A 23,647-nucleotide genomic window follows, 5' to 3' on the forward strand; every position below is an offset into this window, starting at 1 on the left:
ATTCCCTCCTTCTATATCTTCGTGATATTTTTCTTTCTATATAAAACTTATCCATAATATAATTCCATTATGTAAGTTATAATTACCTAATTAAATTTATACTATATATAATCTTAGACATGTAACTACTATTTACTAAGACTATCTAAGTATCCTTGCAAAATATATGTAGCCGCTATCTTATCAACTAAACCTTTTCTTTTTTTTCTTGACATATCAGCTTCTAACATAGCCATATGGGCCGCCCTAGTAGTAAGTCTTTCATCCCAAAATTTAATTTCTATATTTACATGTTCCTTTAAAGCTTCACAAAATCTTTGTACCTTCTCTGCTTGCTCACCTATAGTACCATTCATATTCTTAGGTAGTCCCGAAATTATAGTATCAACATTATATTCGTTACATATTTTTATAATTTCTTCTATATCTGCCTCTTCCTTTTTTCGTCTAATGGTAGTAATTCCTTGAGCTGTAAAGCCTAGTGGGTCACTTATAGCTACTCCAATAGTTCTGTCACCCACGTCTAATCCAAGTACTCTCATGTCCTTCTCCTCACTGCATATTGCGAACATAGGAAATCCATTATGATAAACCTCTTCTTTATCCTTATATAGATGCCCCTTATTCTGCTCATTACAAATTAATAATTTTATACTGTTATAATTAACATTAATGAATAAAATTAATTTATTCTTCCAACACTATATACATCTTTAATGAACCATATTACACTTTTACATATTCTATATTATGTGTAATTTTAAAATAAAAATGCCTTAAAAGGCATTTTTATTTTATATCTAGATAAGATTTTAAAACTTCTTCTAATATCTCGTCTCTCTCTAGTTTACTTACTAATGCTCTTGCGCCATTATAGTTAGTTATATAAGTTGGGTCGCCAGATATAAGATATCCTACTAACTGGTTAACTGGATTATAGCCCTTCTCAATTAGAGCATCATATACATCAGTTAGTATAACTTTTGTCATATCTTTCTTATCTTTCATTACATCAAACTGAACTGTATGTTGTTTATCCATTATATCACCTTCTTACCCTTACTTTATTTTCTATTATACCATCATTGAATGCAAAAAGTATACTATTTTACTAAAGTTTCTACTATTTGACTTACCTTTGAAATTGCTTCATCTAGTTTTTCTGGTTTCTTTCCACCTGCTTGTGCCATGTCAGGTCTTCCGCCACCGCCACCGCCAGTGATGATAGCTACCTCTTTAATAATCTTTCCAGCATGGGCACCCTTTGCAACTGCTTCCTTACTAGCCATTACTACAAACTGAACCTTCCCAGCAACTCTACTACCAAGAACTACTACTGCATCTGAAACCTTACTTCTAAGTTTATCACATAAGTTTCTAAGTGCATCTCCTTCAATATCATCTAAAGCAGCTGCAATCACATTGATTCCTTTAATATTTTCAGCCTCATTAATTATTTCATCTTCAATACCACTAGCTAGTTTTTCTTTTAATCCTTGTATTTCTTTTTCTTTTTCTTTTAAAGTAGAAAGTAATCCATTTAACTTATTTAATAAATCTTTTTCTCCACATTTTAATGTTGCAGATATTTCTTTTAATAATTCTTCTTTTTCATTTACATAGCTTTCAGATTTAATACCTGTAACAGCTTCAATCCTTCTAATTCCAGCTGCTACTCCACTCTCACTTAGAATTTTAAACAGCCCAATTTCTCCTGAATTTTTAACGTGAGTTCCACCACATAGCTCCTTGCTATATTCACCTACAGATACAACTCTTACATCCTCTTTATACTTATCATCAAATAGAGCTACAGCTCCCTTTTCTTTAGCTTCATCTATAGTCATAACTTCCGTATTTACATCATAAGCTTTAAGAATTTCACTATTTAAATTCTCTTCTACCTCTTTAAGTTGTTCTGGAGTCATAGCCGAGAAGTGAGTAAAGTCAAATCTTAATCTATCTCCATCAACATAAGAACCTGCTTGATTTACATGATCTCCCAAAACTTCCTTTAAAGATTCATGAAGCATATGAGTAGCTGTATGATTTTTACATATATTACTTCTCATAGCTGAATCTACTAATAGCTCAGTTATATCATTTATTCTAAGCTCACCTTTAATAACTTCCACAAAGTGAAGTATATGACCTCTAGTACTCTTTTTACAATCGTAGACTCTTCCTTGGAATTTATCAGTGTATATAGTTCCTACGTCTCCTACTTGGCCACCCATTTCTGCATAAAATGGAGTTTTATCAGTAACAACTACAAATTTTTCACCTTCGCCTACCTGGTTTATAAACTCATCATCTTTTATCATAAATAATACTTTACCCTTACTACTTATGGCATCATATCCTAAAAACTCAGTAGTTATTTCCATTGGAATATTATTTAATGCACCTTCATCATTTCCCATGTAGTTTGAAGTACCTCTTGCAGCTCTTGCTGTATTTCTTTGATTTTCCATTTCTTTGTGGAAAGCCTCAAAGTCAATTTCCATTCCTTTTTCAACTAAAATTTCTTCAGTAAGCTCCACAGGAAACCCAAATGTATCATAAAGTTTAAATGCTTTTTCGCCGCTTAAAATCTTTGTATTTTCTGTATTCATCTCATCAATATAAGACTTTAATATATCCATACCCTGATCTATAGTCTCTTCAAATCTCTCTTCTTCTAAACCTATAACCTTTTTAATATAATCTTTTTTCTCTTCTAGCTCTCCGTAAGCATCCTTTGAACTTTTAATAACTACATCACAAAGTTCATTTAAGAATATACCTGAAATTCCTAAAATTCTTCCGTGTCGTGCAGCTCTTCTTAGAAGTCTTCTTAAGACATATCCTCTACCTTCATTAGATGGTAAAATTCCATCTCCAATCATAAAAGTTAAACTTCTTATATGATCAGTGATTATTCTTATAGATACATCTAAGTCTTTATTATCACCATAGATTTTACCAGATTTTTTACAAACTGCATTTAAAACATCTTTAATTGTGTCTACTTCAAATATATTATCCACACCTTGCATTATAGTAGATATTCTCTCTAATCCCATTCCTGTGTCTATATTAGGATTGGCTAATCTCTCATATCCACCTTTACCATCTCCATCAAATTGTGTGAAAACTAAGTTCCAAAATTCAATTATTCTATCCTCATCACTAGCTTTAATGAATTCTTCAGTAGTCTTTATTTGTTGAAGATCTGATTGTCTATCATAGTGAATTTCTGTACACGGACCACATGGACCAGCACCATGCTCCCAGAAGTTATCTTCTTTGCCTAATCTAAAAATTTTACTTGGATCTATGTCAGTTTTTGCAGTCCAAATATCAAATGCTTCATCATCCTCAAGATATATAGTTACATATAGTTTATCCTTTGATATTTTTAAAATCTCCGTTATATATTCCCAAGCCCATACTATAATTTCTTCTTTAAAATAATCTCCAAAAGAAAAGTTTCCTAACATCTCAAAAAAAGTACCGTGTCTTGAAGTTTTACCTACGTTTTCAATATCACCAGTTCTTATACACTTTTGACAAGTTGTAACTCTTTTACTTGGCGGTGTCTGAATACCAGTAAAGTATGGCTTTAAAGGTGCCATACCAGCATTTATTAGTAAAAGACTCTTATCATTTTTAGGCACTAAAGAAAAACTATTTAATCTTAAATGTTCTTTACTTTCAAAGAACTTTAAAAAACTTTCTCTTATTTCATTTAAACTCATACTATTCATATTACATTCCTCCTAATTCTTTCTAATATCAATGACTTTTATTCAATTTTTACTAAAATAAAATAAAAAAAACTTCCATCCCTGAAAAGGGACGAAAGTTTTCCGCGTTACCACCCTAATTATACTAGATTAACTAGTATCTCTTAATTAATTATAGCTCCAAGACAGCTTCAATATGTTTCACTGAAAGTTTTCACCAACCACTTTCTCTCTGAAAGCTTCCCATATCTACTAATTCTTATCATAACTTCATATTTATTTATATGAAACTCGACTCACTACGTTCGCTGAGTAAGTGATTCACACCAAATCGTAAATTTGGGTTCTCTACTTATATGATAAATTATATTTAGCATTTCAGCAATTGTCAACAATTCTAAACTAAAATAAATAATAATCTATTTCACATACTACTATTTTAATCATTACCCATACTGGAATTACAATAATCATCCCTAAAATTCCACCTATACTCCCACCTATTATAAGTAGTAATAATATGGTTACTGGATGAGAATCTACAGTTTCACCTAAAATTTTAGGACATATAATATCTCCTTCTAACTGTTGAATTACAAATAACCAAAATACAACTATAATAGCTTTCTTAGTAGATGTCAAAAGTGCTATTAGAATTATGGGAATGGCTCCTATAACTGGTCCAAAGTATGGTATTATATTAAACACTGCATTTACTAAAGATAATATTAAAGCATATTTTATACCACTTATCTTTAGTGCTATAAAAGTTAATACACCAATTATTCCACATAATTCAAATTGAGTTATTATATACCTTTCCATTACCTTATCTATATGATTTAAAGCTCTTCTAATGGCGTGTTTATTGTTAAAAGGCATATATTTCATGATTCCCTTTGAAATGCTATCTCCGTCACTTAAAAAGAAATATACTAAAGTTGGTATTATAAATAACAATAGCATATTTTCAGCTATGGATACAATTTTTGATAATAAATTCGTTACAATTATCATAAGTGTATCTTTAAATTTTCCGTAGGAATTATATAATACCTCCTTAACAAAAGGACTATCAGTAACATATTTAATATTTCCGGTAATTCTTTCATAATAACTTTTCATCTCACCTATTACTTCTGTAAAATTAGCGCTTTCATTATATATCCATGGAATTAAAATAGAAAATATTATAACTACAAATAATAAAATAGAGAGAATTACTATTAAAGCACTTAACTTTCTATTAACGCCCCTTTTTATAAAAAGCTTATGAAAAGGTCTAATACTATATGAAATTATAAAGGATATTGTCACCACTCCTAATACCTCTGTAAAAATAGGAAATTTCCATAATAAAAATATTATTATACCTATGCTTAATAGAGCTATTGCTAACTTACCTAATATACTCCAATTCCAATCAATCTTATTCATAATATACATCCTTATTAGTAGCTTTTTTCTTTCCCACATTAGGCATACATTTCAAATCGATATTGATATTTTCAGCTGTATATAGTATATACTCATCTCCTAGTATTAAATTTGATTTTAATAGAATACTTCTACTTTTAAACATACTGAATATATTATAATCCTTTATTGCAAGTCCTTTTATTTGAAAGTCATCATCAAATATAATCTCACTTACTAAACCTAATATATTTGAATATTTGTCTATGACATGCATATTCATAATAGTTGAAAATTCCAAATACCTATCCTTAACTATATTGTTAATTATTAACTGAGACTTGTAATATACTATATTCTCTTTTAGTATGTTAAACTCCTTACCCAGTAGCCTATATGGATTAATTTTAAATCCTATCACTTCCCCCTTATTAAAATCAACTAATAAATCCTTTATATATCCTACATTTTTTCCTTGGATATTCATTACATCCATATAGATGTAATCTCTACTTTTAGCCATAAAATAAACTCCCTTCAATAGGAAATGATATTTCTATCCTTGCCTATTTAAAGAGAGTTTATACTAATATTAAACTGGACTATGATGTATAACTATAAATATCATCTATTACTTGTCATACTTATCTTTCCACTTTTCAAGACCAGAAGATTCTCTATAGTTATTAATAGCCTTATGTATAGTTTGTTCTGCAAGTACAGAGCAATGAATCTTAGAAGATGGTAACCCATCTAACGCTTCTATAACAGATTCATTAGTAAGATTCCATGCTTGTTCTAGAGTCTTTCCAATAATAAGTTCTGTGGCAATACTAGATGAGGCAATAGCAGATCCACAACCAAAGGTCATAAATTTAGCATTTTTAATCACATTATCTTCTATGATTAAATATATCTTCATAACATCTCCACACTTTACATCTCCACACTCACCTATACCATCAGCATCAGGTAAAGTACCTACATTTCTTGGTGCATAAAAATGTTCTAGAACTTTATCACTGTAATCCATAAAAATACCTCCTAGAATAGCATCAAGGATTGCCTTAAAGATTATACTAAGCTTACATTATTAATAGGCCTAAATAAATACTTTAAGACAACCCTGACATATTATTCAATACTTTTTTATTGTGCTTTAAAATCAAGTATAATTTATTATTTTACAACAGTCTCAATAATTCCCCCACCAACAACTATGTTACCATGGTAGCAAACAACAGACTGCCCTTTAGTTATAGCTCGCTGAGGGGTTTCAAACTCTAACTTAATATGATTTTCATCTAATTGTGCTAGCCTTGCAGGAGCTGGTTTAGCTGAATATCTTACCTTAGCCTGAACCATAATCTCTCCTTCTATTCTATCCCTAGGAATTAAATTTATATTTTTAGCGATAAGGGTAGTATTAAAGATTTCTGACTCTTCTCCTAAAACTACTTCATTTCTTTCCGGGATTATGTTAGTTACAAATACAGGCTTTCCAAGAGCAATTCCAAGACCTTTTCTCTGCCCTATAGTATAATAAACTATGCCCTTATGTTTTCCTAAAACTCTTCCAGTACTATCTACAAAATTTCCTGGTACAACTTCTCTTCCACTAAATCTAGAAATATAACTACCATGATTGTTATCAGGTATGAAACAAATCTCTTGAGAGTCTTTTTTTCTAAAGACTTCTAGACCTATCTTTTCAGCAATAGCTCTGATTTCTGTTTTAGAATAAGCTCCACAAGGCATTAAGGTATGTGCTAATTGATCTTGTGTTAGAGTATATAAAGCATAGGTTTGATCTTTTCTATCATCTTCTGAGCGCTTTAATCTATATCTTCCCTCTTCAAAGTCTATAGTAGCATAATGCCCAGTAGCAATATAATCAGCACCTAACCCTTGAACTTTTCTTAAAAACTCTTCAAACTTTATTTTTCTATTACATTCTATACATGGATTTGGGGTCCTTCCGCTGAAATATTCCTCTACAAAATTGTCCACTACATGCTCTTTAAAAGGAGCTTTAAAATTCATAACATAGAAGGGTATATCTAAAACATCTGCTACTCGTCTAGCATCATTAACTGCTGAAAGAGAGCAGCATCCTCCTTCATTTTCCGCATATTCAGGATTATCTGGGGCAAGCTTCATCATAATTCCAGTTACATCATATCCTTGTTCTTTTAAAAGATATGCTGCTACAGAACTATCAACTCCTCCACTCATCCCTATTACAACTTTTTTCTTCATTTAAGTATCACACCTATTCTCCATGGACTTGATCATGTATATCATCATGCTCTTCGTAATCCCAAGTCTGTAATCCTTGTTTCTCTCTGTAATCATTTATAGCTTTATGAATAGCTTCTTCTGCAAGAACTGAGCAGTGCATTTTAACTGGTGGAAGTCCATCTAAAGCTTCTGCTACAGCTACATTTGTAAGTGTCCATGCTTCATCTAAACTTTTTCCTTTTATTAGCTCTGTAGCCATACTTGAAGAAGCTATGGCAGATCCACATCCAAAAGTTTTGAATTTACAGTCTACGATTTTATTATCTTCAACTTTTAAATAAACTCTCATTATATCTCCACATTTAGCATTTCCAACTTCTCCAATTCCGCTAGCATTTTCTATTTCTCCAACGTTTCTTGGATTTGTAAAATGATCCATTACCTTTTCACTATATATCATAATTATTTATCCTCCTTATTAAAAAAACTTTTAATTTTTCCATTTAAGAAACTGTCATATAATGGTGACATATCTCTAAGTCTTTGTACTATTGCAGGTACAGTTTCTATTACATAATCTACTTCTTCTTCTGTTGTTTTAGCACCCATAGTAAGTCTTAATGAACCATGAGCAACTTCATGAGGAAGTCCTATAGCCAATAATACGTGAGATGGATCTAAAGATCCAGATGTACATGCACTTCCACTAGAAGCACATATTCCTTTTGCATCAAGCATTAAAAGAACTGATTCACCTTCGATAAATTCGAAACTAATATTTACGTTTCCTGGAAGTCTTCTATCTCCTACAGAACCATTAAGTTTGGAATATGGAATTTCTAACAATCCCTTTATAAGTTTATCCCTTAGGTAAATTAATCTTTCTTTTTCTTTGGTTAAGTTTTCCATAGCTAGTTCTATAGCTTTTCCTAAGCCAACTATTCCAGCTACATTTTCTGTTCCCGCTCTTCTATTTTTCTCTTGAGCTCCACCATGAAGTAAGTTATGAATTCTTATACCTTTTCTAAGGTATAAAACTCCAACACCTTTAGGACCATAAATTTTATGTCCTGATAAAGATAATGCATCTATATCCATATTTTTAACATCCATCTCTATATGACCTATAGCTTGAACTGCATCTGTATGGAAGAAAACTTTTCTTTCCTTACATATAGCACCTATTTCTTTAATAGGTTGTACAGTACCAATCTCATTATTAGCAGTCATTATAGTTACTAATATAGTATTGGGCTTAATAGCATTTTTAAGTTCTTCTAATCTAATAAGTCCTTCTTCATCTACATCCAAATAAGTTACTTCAAACCCTTGTTTTTCAAGATATTCACAAGTGTGAAGTACAGCATGATGTTCTATTTTAGTAGTTATGATATGATTTCCTTTATTTTGGTTAGCAAGTGCTATTCCTTTGATTACCCAGTTATCTGCTTCTGATCCACCGCCAGTGAAATATATTTCCATTGGATCGGCGTTAATAGCTTTTGCCACTCTATTTCTTGCTTTATCTATAGCTTTTTTAGTTTCCCTTGAAATCGAATATATAGATGATGGGTTACCATAGAACTCCGTAAAGTAAGGTATCATCTCCTCTAATACTTCTGGTTTTGTGTATGTTGTTGCCGCATAATCCATATAAACTGTTTTATTCATTTAGGTCCACTCCTTTAATTTTCAATATGTTAGAATAATCATCTACAATATCCTGTAAAGTTATTGCCATTGTTACAGAGTCAATACTATCCTTAATTTTTTTCCATACTATTCTAGTTGCACAACAATCAATATTGTTGCAGCCATCACTATCTAGGCATGTTGAAATTTCAATAGGCCCTTCCAACACATCCAATATTTGATATACCGTGATTTCCTTTGGATCCTTGGCTAGAATATATCCTCCATTGGCTCCTCTTATACTTTTTATTAGCTCTGATTTTCTTAAAACAGAAAATAACTGTTCAAGATAATATTCTGAAATATTTTGTCTGTTTGAAATACTCTTAATAGATATGGGACTCTTTCCAAAGTTAATAGCTAGATCGACCATAGCTTTAACTCCGTATCTTCCCTTGGTTGATAACTTCATAAACATCATTCCTTAATGTTGAGTACTTTACTATGGTTTAATAATATCAAATCAGAGTGTTTATGTCAACTATTCTTTTAATATCTGCACCAATAAAATATATCTTTAATAATATATAATAACAACTATTTATTTAAGGAGGTAAAAAATGAGTAACTTTAAGGATAACCCGTATAGAGAGTTAGTTTATGGAGTAAATATTAAAGTTCCATTATTAGATAAATCATATTGCATAGGTATCAATTTCGATAATGCAGCTACAACGCCTCCATTAAAATCTGTAATTGATGAAGTAATAAATTTTTCTCCTTATTACTCCTCAATACATCGAGGAGATGGATATAAATCACAATTATCCACCTATATGTATGAGACCTCAAGAGAAATTGTGAAATTTTTCATAAATGATTATAGCGATATGATGGATGTTATATATGTAAAAAACTGTACTGAAGCTATAAATAAGCTAGCTGGTATATTATCTAGTCAATATAAGGAATCAATTATTCTATCCACTTCTATGGAGCATCATTCTAATGATTTGCCATGGAGAAAAAACTTTGAAGTTAAATATGTAGAAGTAGATGATGACGGTTATTTAGATATGAATGACTTAAAATCTAAACTAGAACTATATAATGGAAGAATTTCTTTAGTTGCAATAACTGGAGCTTCGAATGTTACTGGTATTAAAAACCCTATATATACCATAGCAAATTTAGCTCATAGTTATGGAGCTAAGATTTTAGTGGATGGAGCTCAACTAATTCCTCACAGTAAATTTTCTGTAGGACTTCAACTCCCTTTAGGACCTATTGATTTTGTTGCTTTTTCAGCACATAAGATGTATGCCCCATTTGGTTGTGGTGTATTAATTGGACCTAAAGATTTTTTTAATGAGTATGAACCTGACCATACCGGTGGAGGAACCATTAAATTCGTATCTCACGATAAAGTAATATGGACTGCTTCCCCTGATAAGGAAGAAGCTGGCTCTCCAAACCTTATTGGTTCAATAGCTTTAGGTGCTGCTATAAATCAGCTTTCACAAATTGGAATGTCAAATATAGATGAATATGAAAAATATTTAACTGTATATACTACAAAACATCTTCAATCTATACATTCAGTAACAATATATAGCAATTATTCCGACTTTCAAAATAAAGTTAGCATTATTCCATTTAATATAGAGGGAATGCATCATACTATAGTTGCTAAAATACTGGCTTATGAATTTGGCATTGCTGTAAGAAGTGGATGTTTCTGTGCTCATCCATATCTACAAAGGCTTTTAAAAATTCCTGACTCCATGATAGAAAAATTGACTCTTGTATCTAAAGATATTCAGCCTGGTATGGTTAGAGTTAGTTTTGGAATTTACAATACAATAGATGAAATCGATAAGTTTTTATATGCCATAAAAAAAATTACAGATAATAAGGGTTATTATCTTAAAAAATATAGCTCAATACAAAGTAGCTTAATATAGAAAGCCGTCCCAGAATCCACTAAGTTTTACTCTGTGTTGAAATTGAATTTAAGTAGTTTAAGTTCAATTTCAACATTAATGTAACACATAGGCAAGTTATCTGAGACAGCTTTTATATTTTAATTAAACTAATTTGTTATTTCGATTTAAAGTGCTAATAATGCATCTGTTAATATTCCTCATCCAGATATATTTATACTCTTAAAAGTCAGAATCCCTTCAAACTTACATGAATAGAATAACTATTTACCTAGTTTCCTATATTAATATTTATATAGTAAACTAGGTAAAATTTTCATACTCAAAGTAAAATAAAAGCATTTCATTTATAAAATTATATGATTAAATTAGCAACAGCTTAAATGTACTAATTAAGAAGTTTACTTATAGTAGACACATCCTTGTCACCTCGTCCTGAAAGACTTACTACTATCACTTCATTTTGTTTTAGAGTTTTTGCTAATTTAATAGTGTAAGCAATAGCATGAGCACTTTCAACGGCTGGTATTATTCCCTCTAACTTTGATAAAGTCATAAAAGCATTTATAGCTTCATTATCTGTAATATATTTATATCTTGCTCTACCAATTTCACTTAAAAATGCATGTTCAGGACCAACTCCTGGATAGTCAAGTCCAGGGGAAATAGAATACGCTTCTTTAACATCTCCACTATCATTCTTTAAAACAAGGGTATTCATACCATGAATAATAGCCTCTCTTCCTTTTGTTATTGTAGCAGCATGCATTTCTGTTTCTACTCCATAACCTGCTGCCTCTACTCCAACAAGATTAACATCTTTATCTTCTAGGAAGGCTGTAAATATTCCAATGGCATTACTTCCTCCCCCAACACAGGCAACTACATAATTAGGAAGTTTATTTTCCTTTTCTAATATTTGTTTTCTAGCCTCTTCACCAATTATTTTCTGAAATTCCTTAACAATCCTTGGGTAAGGATGGGGTCCAACTGCAGAACCAAGGACATAAAAAGTATCTGAAATATTTTTAACCCATTTTTCTAAAGCTTCATTCACTGCATCATTTAATGTTTTAGTACCACTATTTGCTGGAGTAACTTTTGCTCCTAATATTTTCATTTTAAACACATTAAGCTCTTGTCTTTTTATATCTTCCTCCCCCATTACGATTTCACATTCCATTCCAAATTTTGCGGCTAAAGTAGCTGTGGCAACTCCATGTTGACCAGCCCCTGTTTCTGCAATTACTTTATTTTTACCCATTCTCTTAGCCAATAGTATTTGTCCTAAAACATTATTTATTTTATGGGCTCCTGTATGATTTAAATCTTCCCTCTTTAAATACACTTTAGCTCCTCCGCAAAACTTTGTTAGGTTCTCAGCAAAATATAATGGTGTTTCCCTACCACTATAATCTTTTAAATAATAATTATACTCCCTCATAAATTCCTTATCTTCAATAGCTTTTTCAAAAGCTTCTTCCAACTCACCTAAAGCCTTTTTCACATCATCTGAAACATAGGCTCCACCATATTTACCAAAGTATCCTTTCATAATAAACTCTCCTTTTCTCAAAAAATAATTCTATAATTTTTATTAAATCTATTAAGTTTTTCTTTAACTTCTTCCCACTCTCATTTCATACATACCACCACCTAAAACAATCCAAATACTCCCACACAATAATAAAAAGCAATAAAAAAACTCCGTCCTATAAAAATAGGACGGAGATAGTTCCGTGGTGCCACCTAAATTGCCATCGATAAATACACTAATACAAATTTATCAATATGCCTCTTAATTTCAAGTACTTACATACTCCATCTACTATAACGTGTAGCCTACGATATCAAGTACTCTCACCATTGATTTCCTCTTATTTCTCAAAGGTCCATTCATCTAATTCCTTCATGCTAGGATTCCACCATCCCCAACTCTCTTTATCAAAGCTAAATTAAACTACTCTTCCTTATCATCAAACTAAATTATATTTATTTTTTACCATTGTATGTTTTTTCTATTATATATTTTATACAGTGGACATGTCAACACTATATAAAAAAACTATAGTACTTTCATCAACGATTATTAGTTATTATATAATAATCACTTGTTAAGTTATAATTCATATAAATTCTTCTACCATAACAGTATACTTTAACATAATATGGATATATTTTTTTGTGAGGTGTTATTGTATGAATTTTATTAAATTTACAACTAAATCAGAAATTATAACTTCAAGATCTATAAGAAAAAAATTACTTTTTATTTTCTTTTTAAATATTAGTGATTTATTTTTTACTTGGATCTTTGTCGGCAAGTATGGAGGCCTATTTTTTGAGGCTAATGTTATGGCAAAAAATATTGTGACTAATATTCCTTTATCTTTCTTTTTAAAAATGTCTATAGTATTGTTAGTTATCCTTTACTGGAATTATCGACTAAAAAGTGCAACATTAAATGGTCTATTAATTTCAAATATCACTGCTAATTTAGTACTTACAATGTATATAATAATCAATCTTCTTCATGGCTTTAATCTTATAGTTTTATTATATACAAAGAGAATACTATTTTAATAGCACTTATAACTAACTATCCATTTTCCATTCCATAATTAATTCATTTTTACCTGTAGCTTCATCAATTTGTGAAAGAATAATATTGAACCCTTCTCTTTTATAAAATTTTACTGCTCGTATATTCTCTTCATAAACAGTAAGTGATAGCTTATTATATCTTTCCTTGACATAGTTAATAAGTGCTTTACCTATACCTTTTGATTGATAATTAACATTTACAAAAACTGCACCTATAAACTCACCCTTCATTATACTTAAAAACCCCTTCACTTTGCCTTCCTCTTCATAAATATATGTTTCAGAATTTGGTATATATTGAGTTTTCACTAATTCATAATTAGAATTCCAATAATCTTCATGTATAAAATTGTGAGCTGCTATATTGCTATTTAGCCATATAGCCACTACTTCCTCTAAATCTTCTATATTGAATTCTCTTATACTCATAGCATTACCACCCTCTACTTTTTATTTTATCATTAAATTTTTCATATAATTTTATCATATTAACCTCGTTACTATATTTGTAGATTTCATCAATAGGAAGCCATTTAACTCCACTATTTTCATCTTCTTTAATTTTAACTTCTTCCTCTTCATCAGCTTCTAGCAAATATGCAAGGGATAGATGAAGATGTGCTGATACATATTTTCCTCTTTTATAATGTCCAATAACCTCTATTATGTCTAGAGATAATATCTCTGGAGTAATAGGTCTTATATCTTCTACTCCTGTTTCTTCCTTAGCTTCTTTTATTGCTACATGAAGTAAATCTTCATCCCCATCAGCGTGACCACCTGTCCAACACCAAGTTTTATAAATATTATGATGAACCATTAAAACTTTAGTTCTACGATTATTTACAATATAACCTGAACTGGTTACATGAATTAATGGATTTTCTCTAGTCAACAAATTATTAAATTGACTTATACTTAATAAAGCCACATTTTTATCTTTTTCTTCTTCCTCATTATGTGGAATATAATTTTTTATCTCCTCAATCCATCCCATGGTTAAGCCTCCTTTATAGCATTTTATAATTTAAAATTATTTACTTTATAGTAACATAAAGGTTCAATACAGTATAGATAAACTGCATTGAACCTCCTATCAATCTAAACTTATATGACAATATCCATTAGGATTTTTCTTTAAATACCTTTGATGGTATTCTTCGGCTTTATAATAACTTTCTAAGGGTTTTATTTCTGTTGCTATCTTCTTTATATAGTTCTTTTGTAATTTCTCCATGGCTTTTATAATTATTTCTTCATCTGATTTATCAACATAATAAACTCCAGTTCTATATTGACTTCCTATATCATTTCCCTGTCTATTCAGTGTGGTTGGATCTATAATTGACCAAAATTTATTTAATATTTCTTCTAAGGGAATTATACTTTCATCAAAATCTACCATACATACTTCTGCAAAATATGTATTTCCATAGCAAACATCTTCATATATAGGATTTGTTGTCCTACCATTGGCATATCCCACTTCTGTATTTATTACACCATGAATTCTAGAAAAAAACTCCTCTACTCCCCAAAAGCATCCTCCTGCTAGTACAATTCTTTTCATTTTATTAACTCCTTTATACACTTTCTTTAATACCTATAATTTTTCTTACTATTACATATGTCTTATCTTATTATTAAAGTCTTCATATAACTTCAATACAGCTTCTATACTTTCCTTCTTGACATCTTCATTTTTCTCATAGACCATTAATACCCTATATCCTACTTCTATCACATATTTATTATTAATGGCTATAAATTTATTAATTTCTTCATCATTATATTGAAGATTTCTCATATAAAGCTTTTGACATAAAAGAGTTGAATGAATAATCAAATCTCTTATTTCATGAATCTGCTTATTACTTTTCAAAAATTCCATACTATCTTCTATGAGCTTTTTATTCAGCCTAGCAATTTTATCTATAAGTTGTTCCACTCCATCCTTTAGCCTATATGGGAAAACAACTCTATTGGCTATAACGACAATAATTACCCCTATAATTACGTATACTATTCTATATGAAATCAATACATTTATATTTTCTGTGAAAGATGCTATACATATGGATGCGATAGCCGTAAATAGTGATATTTTATAATATTCTTTAAAAGCATAAATTAAGTAAAGAGAAATAGTTAAAATTCCTAAAGTAACTATTCTAGAATCCACCAGATTAATAAATATTCCTGTAAATAAAATGCCTAATATATTTCCTATAACTCTCTCTCTAGCCTTTTTAATAGTATCTTCATAATAAGGTTGCATAATAGACATTACAGTTATTGCTGCCCATATTACTTTATAAAAACCTAAAAACTCTCCAATAAGTAGTGCTATAGTAAGGGTTATTGCCATTCTAATAGCAAATTTAAATCTTATAGTATTAGGTCTAAAATATTCTTTGAAGGTCACTCTGGTTTTATCTATGTCAGCTCTAGCCCACTCTTTGTATACTTTATTAGAACCTCTTTTCTCTATGGAGTTCAATTCCTTAATACTACTAAGAAGGTTTTCTAGTATTAAGGACATCTCTAAGTGATATTCCTCATCTTTATTCCACTCTTTTATAAAGTTCTCAATAGATTTTTTTATAGTTTGTAGCTCTAAATCATCTTTGCATAACTCTATTATATCTTCTACTATTTCTTTTAATTTTTCTATATATTCCCAAGAAATACTTGAATTTTTAATACCTCCATACACTTGAATCATGTATAAATTAAAGTATTCTACATTAATAAATATTTGAAATTGAACTTTCCCTAGGTTAGTGGTTAAGTATCTTCTATGTCTTGTTACATATACTTTATAAGCAATATCTCTCATTATTTTGGAACATTTATCTTCTATGGTATTATCATACTCTCCCCTTAAGATATTTTTAAATTGCTTGTTTATTAAAATAAAGGCCTCTTGCATGCTTTTTCCTAAAATAGACCTTTCATTTACTCTATTTATATAACTTGCTCCTACTACTATTAAAACTCCAAAGATTACAGATAAAATTCTTAAAGGTAGTTCTCCTAATGATACCTGCGCATATTGAGTAAATACATATAGCATTATAAAGGGTTTATAAAAAGTTAAATCATAGGGCGATACTATAGTATACATTATAAGAAAAATAGCAAAAAAGTTTATAGGTATCCCCCAAAATATATTTATAGATGAAAAATATGCTGTTAGAACAATAACTAAATCAATAAGGATTATTTTAATGGCTTTATTAAAGGTTTTAACCTGAAAATTTTGTCTTCCCATAACCGTTGAAGTAAGGGCTATAGGGAACGCAATCATTATATTCTTAACTCCAAATAATATGCCTACTCCAAACAGAGTTATTACAGCTACTGAGCCATGCTTTATCATTGAATATGTATTCATATTAAATTTCTTTACTAGTTTATTATACATAACACTAACATCCTTATTATAAATATTTATCTACTTATTATTAGCTAAATTAACTTATGTATTCTATATAATATTGTAATAACTAAAAAAAGACATCCTAAAATTTAGGATGTCTTTTTACATAATAATTAATTTAAATATGTATCTTCCAGTGTTAAGTCCTAGAACTATAGCAGCTCTAAAAAAGCCTATGGCAGCAATACCTGCAAAAATTCCTGTTAATAACCTTCTTATATTATTACTAGTCCAATAACCATAAAATTGTCCCATGCCGTCAATAGCTAATGGCATGATAAGTAAAATCTCAATTAAAAGATGAGGTTTTTCAGAAAATATAATATATATAATTCCAAATAAATATCCTATAAGTATTCCAGTACATCTTGCACATATTGGAAACTGCTTTCCCTTATAAAAAAAAGATCTTTCAGGTATTCTATGACACAGAAACATATAATGTAGTAATTTATCTATAGACTTCATTTGATTTTAATAGTAATACATTGCTTCTGATGCAAAGCCTATAACAATGCATAAAATATAGAACACTATCCAAGCTACTACTCCACCTATCATCCAGTAACAAAGTGTTTTAGCTGACTTAGGTTTTTCATCTTTCCATAAGAAATATAAAATTATTCCTACTATCGGAAAACAACATGATGCTATACCCGCTAAATGAGATGGATTATCTACAGCCCCCGATTTGGCTTCCTTTACTCTTACTCCACACAACGGACATATTTCTGCATTATTGTCTATTTCTTTTCCACAATTTTTACAAAACATCCTTTTTACCCCCTTAATGTTTAATATTATTTTATTTTCTACATTTTCTATTAACATTATATAAATTTTTTATTAATATTGCAACAAAAATTTCCAAGTTATAGTATATACATAGGAAATATATTACTTCTTTTATATCATTAAGACCCTAACTTCATCTTCAGTAAGATATCTCCACATACCTTTCTCTATTCCTTCTACATTTATAGAACAAATTCTTATTCTTTTTAAATCTATCACATTATATCCTAAGACTTTACTCATTCTTCTAATCTGTCTATTTAGTCCTTGAGTTAATATAATTTTAAAGGTATATTCATCTACTTTTATAATGCTGCAAGGTCGAGTCTTTTCTCCCAGAATACATACACCTGTAGACATGTTACTTACAAAATTATCATCTATAGGTTTATCTACCTTTACTACATACTCCTTTTCGTGATAATTATCTGAATTTAATATTTTATTTGCTAGTTCACCATCATTAGTCATGAGAATTAATCCATGAGATTCTTTATCTAATCTTCCTACTGGAAATATATATTCTTCATAATTTATGAAATCAATGATGTTATTTTCCACATCACTAGCTGCAGTGCATGTAACTCCTATGGGCTTATTAAAGGCTATATAAATTTTCTTCCTAGCTGTAATAGGCCTATTGTCAATTAAAATTTCATCCTCTAGTTCTACCCATTGCCCAGGAATAGAAAGTATTCCATTTACTTTTACCCTTCCCTCTTCTATAAGCCTATTAGTCTCTCTTCTTGAACAGATTCCAAGATTACTAAATAATTTATTAATTCTCATATGTTGTCCTTTCCTTTGTCATACTAATATTTATCCGATGACTACCAGCTCTAATACGCCATCTTCTTCAAAGTGGGAGTAAAGAGCTGCTACGTCCCTGGATAACGATTTCTACACTTCAGAGGGAGTAAAATCTCCCTCTGAAGCAAAGAACTCTGTTTATTTAATCCATTAAATAAAAAATATGATTACCATATATTTCAACATAGTAATCATACTTAAAATAATTATATCACTTTATATTTATATTTTCCTAAAGTTTTTTAGTGAGATATCAAAGGCCTTTACAGAATGAGTTAATTCTCCAGATGAAATATAATCTACTCCAGTTTTACCGTAGTCTAACACTGTTTCTAAGGTAATATTACCTGAACACTCTGTTAAAGCTCTTCCATTTATTAGTTCAACCATATTTCCTGCTAAATCTGGGCTCATATTATCAAGCATAATTATATCAGCTCCTGCTTCTAGAGCCTCCAAAACCTGCTCTCTAGTTTCAGTTTCAACTTCTATTTTTCTTACAAAAGAAGAATTCTTTTTAGCTAACTCAATGGCTTCTTTTATACTACCTGCATATCCAATGTGATTATCTTTAATAAGTATTCCATCGGATAAGGAAAATCTATGATTTACTCCTCCTCCAATTTTAACTGCATACTTTTCAAGAACTCTTAAATTAGGTGTAGTTTTTCTAGTATCTAATATTTTTGTATTAAGTCCCTCTAGTTTCTTTACATATCTGTTAGTTAAAGTAGAAATACCACTCATTCTTTGAAGTAAATTAAGGGCTATTCTTTCTCCTACTAATATGTTGCCCGCATTTCCTGTTACTTTACCGATAACCATAGTATTCTTTACTAAGTCTCCATCCTTAACAAACAAGTTAACTTCAACTTCTCCTAAGATTTCAAATACCCTTTTAAAAATATCTAATCCACAAATTATACCTTCCTCTTTAGCTATTAAATCAACCTCAGCTCTTTCTAGCGGAGAAACTATAGCTGATACAGTTACATCCCCATAGGGACTATCTTCTTTTAAAGCTCTCTTAATAATATCATCAACAATTAAAAAGTTTAACATATTCACCATTTACCTTTCCCTTCAAATAACTAATAAACTTATACTTATATTCCTCATTTGCATTTTTAACACCACTTATAGCCTTAAGATTTATTCTTTCAACCAATTCGCCACTTAGCTTATCTTCACCTTCATCTACAAGTAAATTAACATGCTGTGCTGCCTTTCTACTAAAAACTAAACCCTCTAATAAAGAATTGCTTGCTAATCTATTGCTACCATGTACACCTGTACAGCTAACCTCACCTATAGCATATAAATCTTTCATGGAGGTTTTTGAATTTAAATCAACCTTAATTCCTCCCATACAATAATGATGGGCTGGAGCAATTGGCAATAAATTCTTCTCCATCTTATATCCACGTTTTAAACATTGCTCATAAATATATGGAAATCTATTGATTAAAAATTCCTTAGATTTATTAGTCATATCTAAGTAAACATAGGGTGTTTGAGGTGTCTTACATGTCTCCTTTAAAATCTCTCTTGAAACTATATCTCTAGGTAATAGAGGATTTACAAATTTCTCTCCCAATGCATTTCTTATTACTCCACCTTCTCCTCTAAGGGATTCTGATAGCAATAACTTACGCCCTCTTACCTCTTCTTCATATAATACGGTAGGATGAAGTTGAAGATAGGATATATCCTTCATAAGAACATTATGCTTTAATGCAATACTAAGACCATCCCCTGTGATAGTTTCTATATTTGTGGTAGAATTAAAGATCCCCCCAATGCCACCAGTAGCTAATACTGTAGCTTTAGCATTTATTGTTATAATCTCATTATCGTATTCTATAACTCCACCTATACACCTATTTTTATATTGAATTATATCTAGTAATGTAGCATCTTCTAATATAGTTATATTTTCTTTACTAGAAACATAATTGATTAGCTTCTCTATTACTTCCTTCCCGGTTTCATCTTTAGAATGTACTATTCTATACTTACTATGACCGCCTTCTCTAGTATAGTTTAACTCATGAGTATCCTTATCAAAATCTACTCCTAAACTCAATAGTCTATTAATATTGTCAGTAGAATTTTCAACTATCTGGGTAACAGCATCCACTTTATTTTTGTAATTACCAGCTTTTAAAGTATCCTCTATAAAAGCTTCCTTGTCTTCAATATCCCTTAGGGTTGAAATACCACCTTGAGCTAGATAACTGTTGCAATCTCTTAACTTATTTTTAGTTATTATTAAAACCCTAAGATTATCCTTCAAATTACAAGCAGTATAAAGGCCTGCAATACCTGTCCCTATAATTAATACATCATATTTTATATTCATTTTACTTATTAGATAGAAGATGCATATTTTCTAAAGATTTATGTGCTTTCAATCTTAGCTCCTCTTCAATATGCACTTCAAACTCCTCATTAATTAAGCAATTATATAAATCTTCCATTGATATTTTTTTCATATTGGGACAAATCATTCCACTTTCTATAGGGATAAAGGTTTTATTGGGACTTTTTTCTTTCATCTGATAAAGAACGCCTTCCTCTGTTACTACTATAAATCCATTAGTTCCATCTTGAACACTATATTCTATAAGTTCAGAAGTACTTCCTATAAAATCTCCCAAATCTCTTACTTTTTTAGAGCACTCTGGATGAACTAGTACCTTAAAATTTGGATATCTATTCTTTAAAGTTAAAACCTCTTCCTCTTCAACTCTTTCATGAACTGGACAAAACCCATCATAAAGTATAAATTTCTTGCTCTGTATATTTTCTTGCAAATAACTACCTAGATTTCTATCTGGAAGGAATATTATTTCTTCTTCCTCTATGTTATTTAAAATTGACTTAGCAGAGGATGATGTAACACAAACGTCAGATAATGCTTTAATATCTCCATTTGAATTTATATATGTTACTACCTTTGCTTTAGGATTTCTTAATTTCATAGCTTTTAATTTATCTACTGTAGCCATATCTGCCATTGGACATGTAGTATCATTTACTGGAATTAATATCCTTTTATTAGGTGATAATATTTTGGCACTCTCAGCCATAAATTTTACTCCACAAAATACTATTATATCTTTAGAACTTTCCATAGCTTTCTTGCTTAAAAAATATGAGTCTCCTACTATGTCTGCAACTTCCTGTATTTCTGCTTTTTCATAAAGATGAGCTAAAACTAAAGCATTCTTCTCTTTTTTTAACTTTAATATGTCTTCTTTTAAACCCAAATTTTACACACCTCCGTCATGTAACTATACATCTGTATATACACCTAGTATAGCACCATCTTGGAGCTTGTCAATAATATGTGAAGTTATCATAGAAAATGTTTATATAAAATTTAAGCTGTTACTAACTACTAGCAAGATGTAGCCAAACCTCTCCTCTTGGTGTAGTTCCAAAGCTACAATCTGCCATTAAATATCCATTACCATGACCTACTGCCATTTTTAAAAGATCCTTAATTTTTAAGTTTATAAGATTATCTGATGGACATATTTGAGCATCTTCAAGAAATAATTCTAATACTCTATCATCTAGAGATAAAAGTCCTTCATCTACTGTAATTCCAACTGCTGTAGACGTAAAACTCTTAGTCACATAATTATCTATTTATATTCTCAACATCTTGCCAACAAGCAGAAAGCAAAATTATACTCCCCAGAATAAATATAACTAAAATTCCAAACATCCAATTTAAATTATTAAGAGTATCAATATTAAAAACTTCTATTCCTAACATACATAGTTCCATTAAAATTATATTCCCTAATATAATTCCTGACATAGCCTTATACCATTTTATTCTTTTAGCATAAACTAATATAATTGCTGCTATCACTTGCATTTGTAATACTAATAGAAATACTATAATAGCTATTGATTGTAAAATGGAACACAAATAAACTCTTCCAGAGGTTTCAGTTTTTATACTAACTAATAAGCCTACTAGTATACCCACTAAAAGATATATTGGAAAAATCATAAGCCATCCCTTAATTCCCTTCCAAAATAACTGCTTCTTACTAAAAGGCAAATTAGAAGTATTCAAATATATCTTTTCTTTTCCCATTTGTGGACATATAGCTCCAAAAGCAAAGAAAGGATATATAGAAAAACCAAATAATGACATATTAAATATTTGATTATATATAGTTTTTATAACTCGAAATTCTTCTTTGGTTATTGGCTTAATATTTATAAAAAGTAATGAAACTACGCCTATTACTACTGCACTACTCATAAAAATTAGTATAACTGTATTTACATCATATAACCAATTCCTTTTAATTTTTACCATTCCCATACACCTCCTTATAAAGCTTAACCACTGATTTCCCTTCCATTCTTAGATCTTCTACCAGTAGATTTTTTTCTATCTTCCCATTCTTCAAAAGAATAACTCTATCAAGCATTCTTTCTATATCTGCTACTAAATGACTTGAAATTATCATAGTGCTTTCTGAACTAAAATTTTCTAAGACTATACTTATAACTTCTTCTCTAGCAATTAAATCAATAGATGCAAGAGGTTCATCCATGATGTATAACACTCCATCTATTCCTAATGCTAGTGCTAGATGTAGCTTTTCATTTTCTCCTTTTGACAAGTTCTTAACTTTATTATTCAAATCCAAATTAAACCTTTTTAGCATATTTAATGATTTTTCCACATTAAAGGTTTTAAAATATTCCTCATAATAATCTACACATTCACTTACCTTCCAGCTATGTGGCATTATTGGTGTATCATTCATATATCCAATTAGTCCTTTGTCCTTATAATTAAAGGCTTTACCTTGAAAATAATATTCCCCACTATCAAAGGATATCTGACCTCCCAATATTTTAAGAAAAGTACTTTTCCCCTCTGCATTAGGAGCTAAAAGTCCTATTATTTCCCCCTTATTTATTTCTATATTTACATTATCAAGGATAACTTTATTATCATATACCTTATTTATATTAATTAATTTAATCACCATCAATTC

The 23,647-nt window shown here is 30.0% G+C and carries 26 protein-coding genes and 1 other annotated feature; of the genes, 2 read left to right on the forward strand and 24 right to left on the reverse strand.

The annotated features are described in order from the left end of the window. Window positions 1-128: 128 nt before the first annotated feature. The 10 genes from ruvX to ABDZ93_RS05190 form a co-directional block, all read right to left on the reverse strand. Window positions 129-542: a Holliday junction resolvase RuvX gene (ruvX, locus tag ABDZ93_RS05145; RefSeq protein WP_343824241.1), complete on the reverse strand. Its 414-nt coding sequence runs from the start codon at window positions 540-542 to the stop codon at window positions 129-131. Between the two features lie 247 nt (window positions 543-789). Continuing rightward, window positions 790-1,041 carry an IreB family regulatory phosphoprotein gene (locus tag ABDZ93_RS05150; protein ID WP_035133250.1) on the reverse strand — a complete coding sequence of 84 codons (252 nt, stop codon included), beginning with the start codon at window positions 1,039-1,041 and terminating at the stop codon, window positions 790-792. Between the two features lie 62 nt (window positions 1,042-1,103). Then, the gene (gene alaS / locus ABDZ93_RS05155; protein ID WP_343824245.1) at window positions 1,104-3,749 is read right to left on the reverse strand and encodes an alanine--tRNA ligase; all 2,646 of its coding nucleotides are present in this window, start codon (window positions 3,747-3,749) and stop codon (window positions 1,104-1,106) included. An 84-nt stretch (window positions 3,750-3,833) separates the two neighbouring features. After that, window positions 3,834-4,003, reverse strand: a binding site (T-box leader). 127 nt (window positions 4,004-4,130) lie between these two features. Next, the gene (locus ABDZ93_RS05160; RefSeq protein WP_343824246.1) at window positions 4,131-5,165 is read right to left on the reverse strand and encodes an AI-2E family transporter; all 1,035 of its coding nucleotides are present in this window, start codon (window positions 5,163-5,165) and stop codon (window positions 4,131-4,133) included. Then, complete coding sequence (locus ABDZ93_RS05165; RefSeq protein WP_343824247.1) at window positions 5,158-5,667, reverse strand: PRC-barrel domain-containing protein; 510 nt, start codon at window positions 5,665-5,667, stop codon at window positions 5,158-5,160. The genes ABDZ93_RS05160 and ABDZ93_RS05165 overlap by 8 nt, the downstream gene beginning before the upstream one ends. 108 nt (window positions 5,668-5,775) lie before the next feature. Further along, on the reverse strand, window positions 5,776-6,177 hold the full coding sequence (gene nifU, locus ABDZ93_RS05170) for a Fe-S cluster assembly scaffold protein NifU (RefSeq protein ID WP_343824249.1): 402 nt from the start codon (window positions 6,175-6,177) through the stop codon (window positions 5,776-5,778). A gap of 146 nt (window positions 6,178-6,323) precedes the next feature. Continuing rightward, a complete protein-coding gene (gene mnmA, locus ABDZ93_RS05175) occupies window positions 6,324-7,403 on the reverse strand; it encodes a tRNA 2-thiouridine(34) synthase MnmA (RefSeq protein ID WP_343824251.1) in 1,080 nt (359 codons plus the stop codon). Window positions 7,404-7,416: 13 nt separating this feature from the next. Beyond that, window positions 7,417-7,845, reverse strand: coding sequence for a Fe-S cluster assembly scaffold protein NifU (gene nifU, locus ABDZ93_RS05180; protein ID WP_343824253.1), 429 nt, complete (start codon window positions 7,843-7,845; stop codon window positions 7,417-7,419). Window positions 7,846-7,847: 2 nt separating this feature from the next. Then, on the reverse strand, window positions 7,848-9,056 hold the full coding sequence (nifS, locus tag ABDZ93_RS05185; RefSeq protein WP_343824255.1) for a cysteine desulfurase NifS: 1,209 nt from the start codon (window positions 9,054-9,056) through the stop codon (window positions 7,848-7,850). Continuing rightward, window positions 9,049-9,489, reverse strand: coding sequence for an RrF2 family transcriptional regulator (locus ABDZ93_RS05190; protein ID WP_343824257.1), 441 nt, complete (start codon window positions 9,487-9,489; stop codon window positions 9,049-9,051). The genes nifS and ABDZ93_RS05190 overlap by 8 nt, the downstream gene beginning before the upstream one ends. Before the next feature lie 148 nt (window positions 9,490-9,637). Here ABDZ93_RS05190 and ABDZ93_RS05195 point away from each other — a divergent pair, with 148 nt between their 5' ends. Then, the gene (locus ABDZ93_RS05195; protein WP_343824259.1) at window positions 9,638-10,981 is read left to right on the forward strand and encodes an aminotransferase class V-fold PLP-dependent enzyme; all 1,344 of its coding nucleotides are present in this window, start codon (window positions 9,638-9,640) and stop codon (window positions 10,979-10,981) included. A gap of 367 nt (window positions 10,982-11,348) precedes the next feature. Here ABDZ93_RS05195 and trpB read toward each other — a convergent pair whose 3' ends face one another. Further along, complete coding sequence (gene trpB, locus ABDZ93_RS05200; protein ID WP_343824261.1) at window positions 11,349-12,515, reverse strand: tryptophan synthase subunit beta; 1,167 nt, start codon at window positions 12,513-12,515, stop codon at window positions 11,349-11,351. A 644-nt stretch (window positions 12,516-13,159) separates the two neighbouring features. Between trpB and ABDZ93_RS05205 the strand changes: the two genes are divergently transcribed. Further along, entirely contained in the window at window positions 13,160-13,543 is a 384-nt protein-coding gene (locus tag ABDZ93_RS05205) for a DUF5658 family protein (RefSeq protein WP_343824263.1), read from the forward strand. Between the two features lie 12 nt (window positions 13,544-13,555). Here the strand turns inward: ABDZ93_RS05205 and ABDZ93_RS05210 are convergent, their stop codons facing one another. The 13 genes from ABDZ93_RS05210 to ABDZ93_RS05270 all read right to left on the reverse strand — a co-directional run bounded on the left by ABDZ93_RS05210 (window position 13,556) and on the right by ABDZ93_RS05270 (window position 23,641). Further along, window positions 13,556-13,993, reverse strand: a complete 438-nt coding sequence (locus tag ABDZ93_RS05210; protein ID WP_343824264.1) for an N-acetyltransferase — start codon at window positions 13,991-13,993, stop codon at window positions 13,556-13,558. Between the two features lie 4 nt (window positions 13,994-13,997). Beyond that, window positions 13,998-14,561, reverse strand: coding sequence for an NUDIX hydrolase (locus ABDZ93_RS05215; protein WP_343824266.1), 564 nt, complete (start codon window positions 14,559-14,561; stop codon window positions 13,998-14,000). Between the two features lie 99 nt (window positions 14,562-14,660). Further along, entirely contained in the window at window positions 14,661-15,134 is a 474-nt protein-coding gene (gene msrA, locus ABDZ93_RS05220) for a peptide-methionine (S)-S-oxide reductase MsrA (RefSeq protein WP_343824268.1), read from the reverse strand. A 51-nt stretch (window positions 15,135-15,185) separates the two neighbouring features. Continuing rightward, entirely contained in the window at window positions 15,186-16,991 is a 1,806-nt protein-coding gene (locus tag ABDZ93_RS05225) for an FUSC family protein (protein WP_343824270.1), read from the reverse strand. Between the two features lie 117 nt (window positions 16,992-17,108). Continuing rightward, window positions 17,109-17,474: a DUF2085 domain-containing protein gene (locus ABDZ93_RS05230; RefSeq protein WP_343824272.1), complete on the reverse strand. Its 366-nt coding sequence runs from the start codon at window positions 17,472-17,474 to the stop codon at window positions 17,109-17,111. A 6-nt stretch (window positions 17,475-17,480) separates the two neighbouring features. Next, the gene (locus tag ABDZ93_RS05235; protein WP_343824274.1) at window positions 17,481-17,780 is read right to left on the reverse strand and encodes a zinc-ribbon domain-containing protein; all 300 of its coding nucleotides are present in this window, start codon (window positions 17,778-17,780) and stop codon (window positions 17,481-17,483) included. Between the two features lie 132 nt (window positions 17,781-17,912). Continuing rightward, window positions 17,913-18,590 (reverse strand): pseudouridine synthase, encoded by a 678-nt coding sequence (locus tag ABDZ93_RS05240; protein ID WP_343824276.1) that lies wholly within the window; start codon window positions 18,588-18,590, stop codon window positions 17,913-17,915. A gap of 243 nt (window positions 18,591-18,833) precedes the next feature. Further along, entirely contained in the window at window positions 18,834-19,673 is an 840-nt protein-coding gene (gene nadC / locus ABDZ93_RS05245) for a carboxylating nicotinate-nucleotide diphosphorylase (RefSeq protein WP_343824544.1), read from the reverse strand. Beyond that, window positions 19,651-20,973, reverse strand: a complete 1,323-nt coding sequence (locus ABDZ93_RS05250) for an L-aspartate oxidase (protein WP_343824278.1) — start codon at window positions 20,971-20,973, stop codon at window positions 19,651-19,653. The genes nadC and ABDZ93_RS05250 overlap by 23 nt, the downstream gene beginning before the upstream one ends. Window position 20,974: 1 nt before the next feature. Then, entirely contained in the window at window positions 20,975-21,883 is a 909-nt protein-coding gene (nadA, locus tag ABDZ93_RS05255) for a quinolinate synthase NadA (RefSeq protein ID WP_343824280.1), read from the reverse strand. Window positions 21,884-22,007: 124 nt separating this feature from the next. Then, the gene (locus ABDZ93_RS05260) at window positions 22,008-22,256 is read right to left on the reverse strand and encodes a hypothetical protein (protein ID WP_343824282.1); all 249 of its coding nucleotides are present in this window, start codon (window positions 22,254-22,256) and stop codon (window positions 22,008-22,010) included. A gap of 4 nt (window positions 22,257-22,260) precedes the next feature. Continuing rightward, window positions 22,261-22,956, reverse strand: a complete 696-nt coding sequence (locus ABDZ93_RS05265) for a hypothetical protein (protein ID WP_343824284.1) — start codon at window positions 22,954-22,956, stop codon at window positions 22,261-22,263. Next, on the reverse strand, window positions 22,943-23,641 hold the full coding sequence (locus tag ABDZ93_RS05270) for an ATP-binding cassette domain-containing protein (RefSeq protein ID WP_343824286.1): 699 nt from the start codon (window positions 23,639-23,641) through the stop codon (window positions 22,943-22,945). Before ABDZ93_RS05270 ends, ABDZ93_RS05265 begins: the two co-directional genes overlap by 14 nt. Between the last annotated feature and the right edge of the window lie 6 nt (window positions 23,642-23,647).

Source organism: Clostridium subterminale, from assembly GCF_039521425.1.
Classification (GTDB): domain Bacteria; phylum Bacillota; class Clostridia; order Clostridiales; family Clostridiaceae; genus Clostridium_J; species Clostridium_J subterminale.

Coding starts and splice junctions, on each gene's coding strand:
- alaS (WP_343824245.1), bottom strand. CDS start 3,749: ATGAATAGTATGAGTTTAAATGAAATAAGAGAAAGTTTTTTAAAGTTC.
- nifS (WP_343824255.1), bottom strand. CDS start 9,056: ATGAATAAAACAGTTTATATGGATTATGCGGCAACAACATACACAAAA.
- ruvX (WP_343824241.1), bottom strand. CDS start 542: ATGAGAGTACTTGGATTAGACGTGGGTGACAGAACTATTGGAGTAGCT.
- mnmA (WP_343824251.1), bottom strand. CDS start 7,403: ATGAAGAAAAAAGTTGTAATAGGGATGAGTGGAGGAGTTGATAGTTCT.
- ABDZ93_RS05265 (WP_343824284.1), bottom strand. CDS start 22,956: ATGGTAAAAATTAAAAGGAATTGGTTATATGATGTAAATACAGTTATA.
- ABDZ93_RS05230 (WP_343824272.1), bottom strand. CDS start 17,474: ATGAAGTCTATAGATAAATTACTACATTATATGTTTCTGTGTCATAGA.
- ABDZ93_RS05235 (WP_343824274.1), bottom strand. CDS start 17,780: ATGTTTTGTAAAAATTGTGGAAAAGAAATAGACAATAATGCAGAAATA.
- trpB (WP_343824261.1), bottom strand. CDS start 12,515: ATGAAAGGATACTTTGGTAAATATGGTGGAGCCTATGTTTCAGATGAT.
- ABDZ93_RS05215 (WP_343824266.1), bottom strand. CDS start 14,561: ATGGGATGGATTGAGGAGATAAAAAATTATATTCCACATAATGAGGAA.
- ABDZ93_RS05150 (WP_035133250.1), bottom strand. CDS start 1,041: ATGGATAAACAACATACAGTTCAGTTTGATGTAATGAAAGATAAGAAA.
- ABDZ93_RS05160 (WP_343824246.1), bottom strand. CDS start 5,165: ATGAATAAGATTGATTGGAATTGGAGTATATTAGGTAAGTTAGCAATA.
- ABDZ93_RS05250 (WP_343824278.1), bottom strand. CDS start 20,973: ATGAATATAAAATATGATGTATTAATTATAGGGACAGGTATTGCAGGC.
- nifU (WP_343824249.1), bottom strand. CDS start 6,177: ATGGATTACAGTGATAAAGTTCTAGAACATTTTTATGCACCAAGAAAT.
- ABDZ93_RS05270 (WP_343824286.1), bottom strand. CDS start 23,641: ATGGTGATTAAATTAATTAATATAAATAAGGTATATGATAATAAAGTT.
- ABDZ93_RS05225 (WP_343824270.1), bottom strand. CDS start 16,991: ATGTATAATAAACTAGTAAAGAAATTTAATATGAATACATATTCAATG.
- ABDZ93_RS05165 (WP_343824247.1), bottom strand. CDS start 5,667: ATGGCTAAAAGTAGAGATTACATCTATATGGATGTAATGAATATCCAA.
- nifU (WP_343824253.1), bottom strand. CDS start 7,845: ATGATATATAGTGAAAAGGTAATGGATCATTTTACAAATCCAAGAAAC.
- ABDZ93_RS05195 (WP_343824259.1), top strand. CDS start 9,638: ATGAGTAACTTTAAGGATAACCCGTATAGAGAGTTAGTTTATGGAGTA.
- ABDZ93_RS05210 (WP_343824264.1), bottom strand. CDS start 13,993: ATGAGTATAAGAGAATTCAATATAGAAGATTTAGAGGAAGTAGTGGCT.
- ABDZ93_RS05205 (WP_343824263.1), top strand. CDS start 13,160: ATGAATTTTATTAAATTTACAACTAAATCAGAAATTATAACTTCAAGA.
- nadC (WP_343824544.1), bottom strand. CDS start 19,673: ATGTTAAACTTTTTAATTGTTGATGATATTATTAAGAGAGCTTTAAAA.
- ABDZ93_RS05240 (WP_343824276.1), bottom strand. CDS start 18,590: ATGAGAATTAATAAATTATTTAGTAATCTTGGAATCTGTTCAAGAAGA.
- msrA (WP_343824268.1), bottom strand. CDS start 15,134: ATGAAAAGAATTGTACTAGCAGGAGGATGCTTTTGGGGAGTAGAGGAG.
- ABDZ93_RS05190 (WP_343824257.1), bottom strand. CDS start 9,489: ATGAAGTTATCAACCAAGGGAAGATACGGAGTTAAAGCTATGGTCGAT.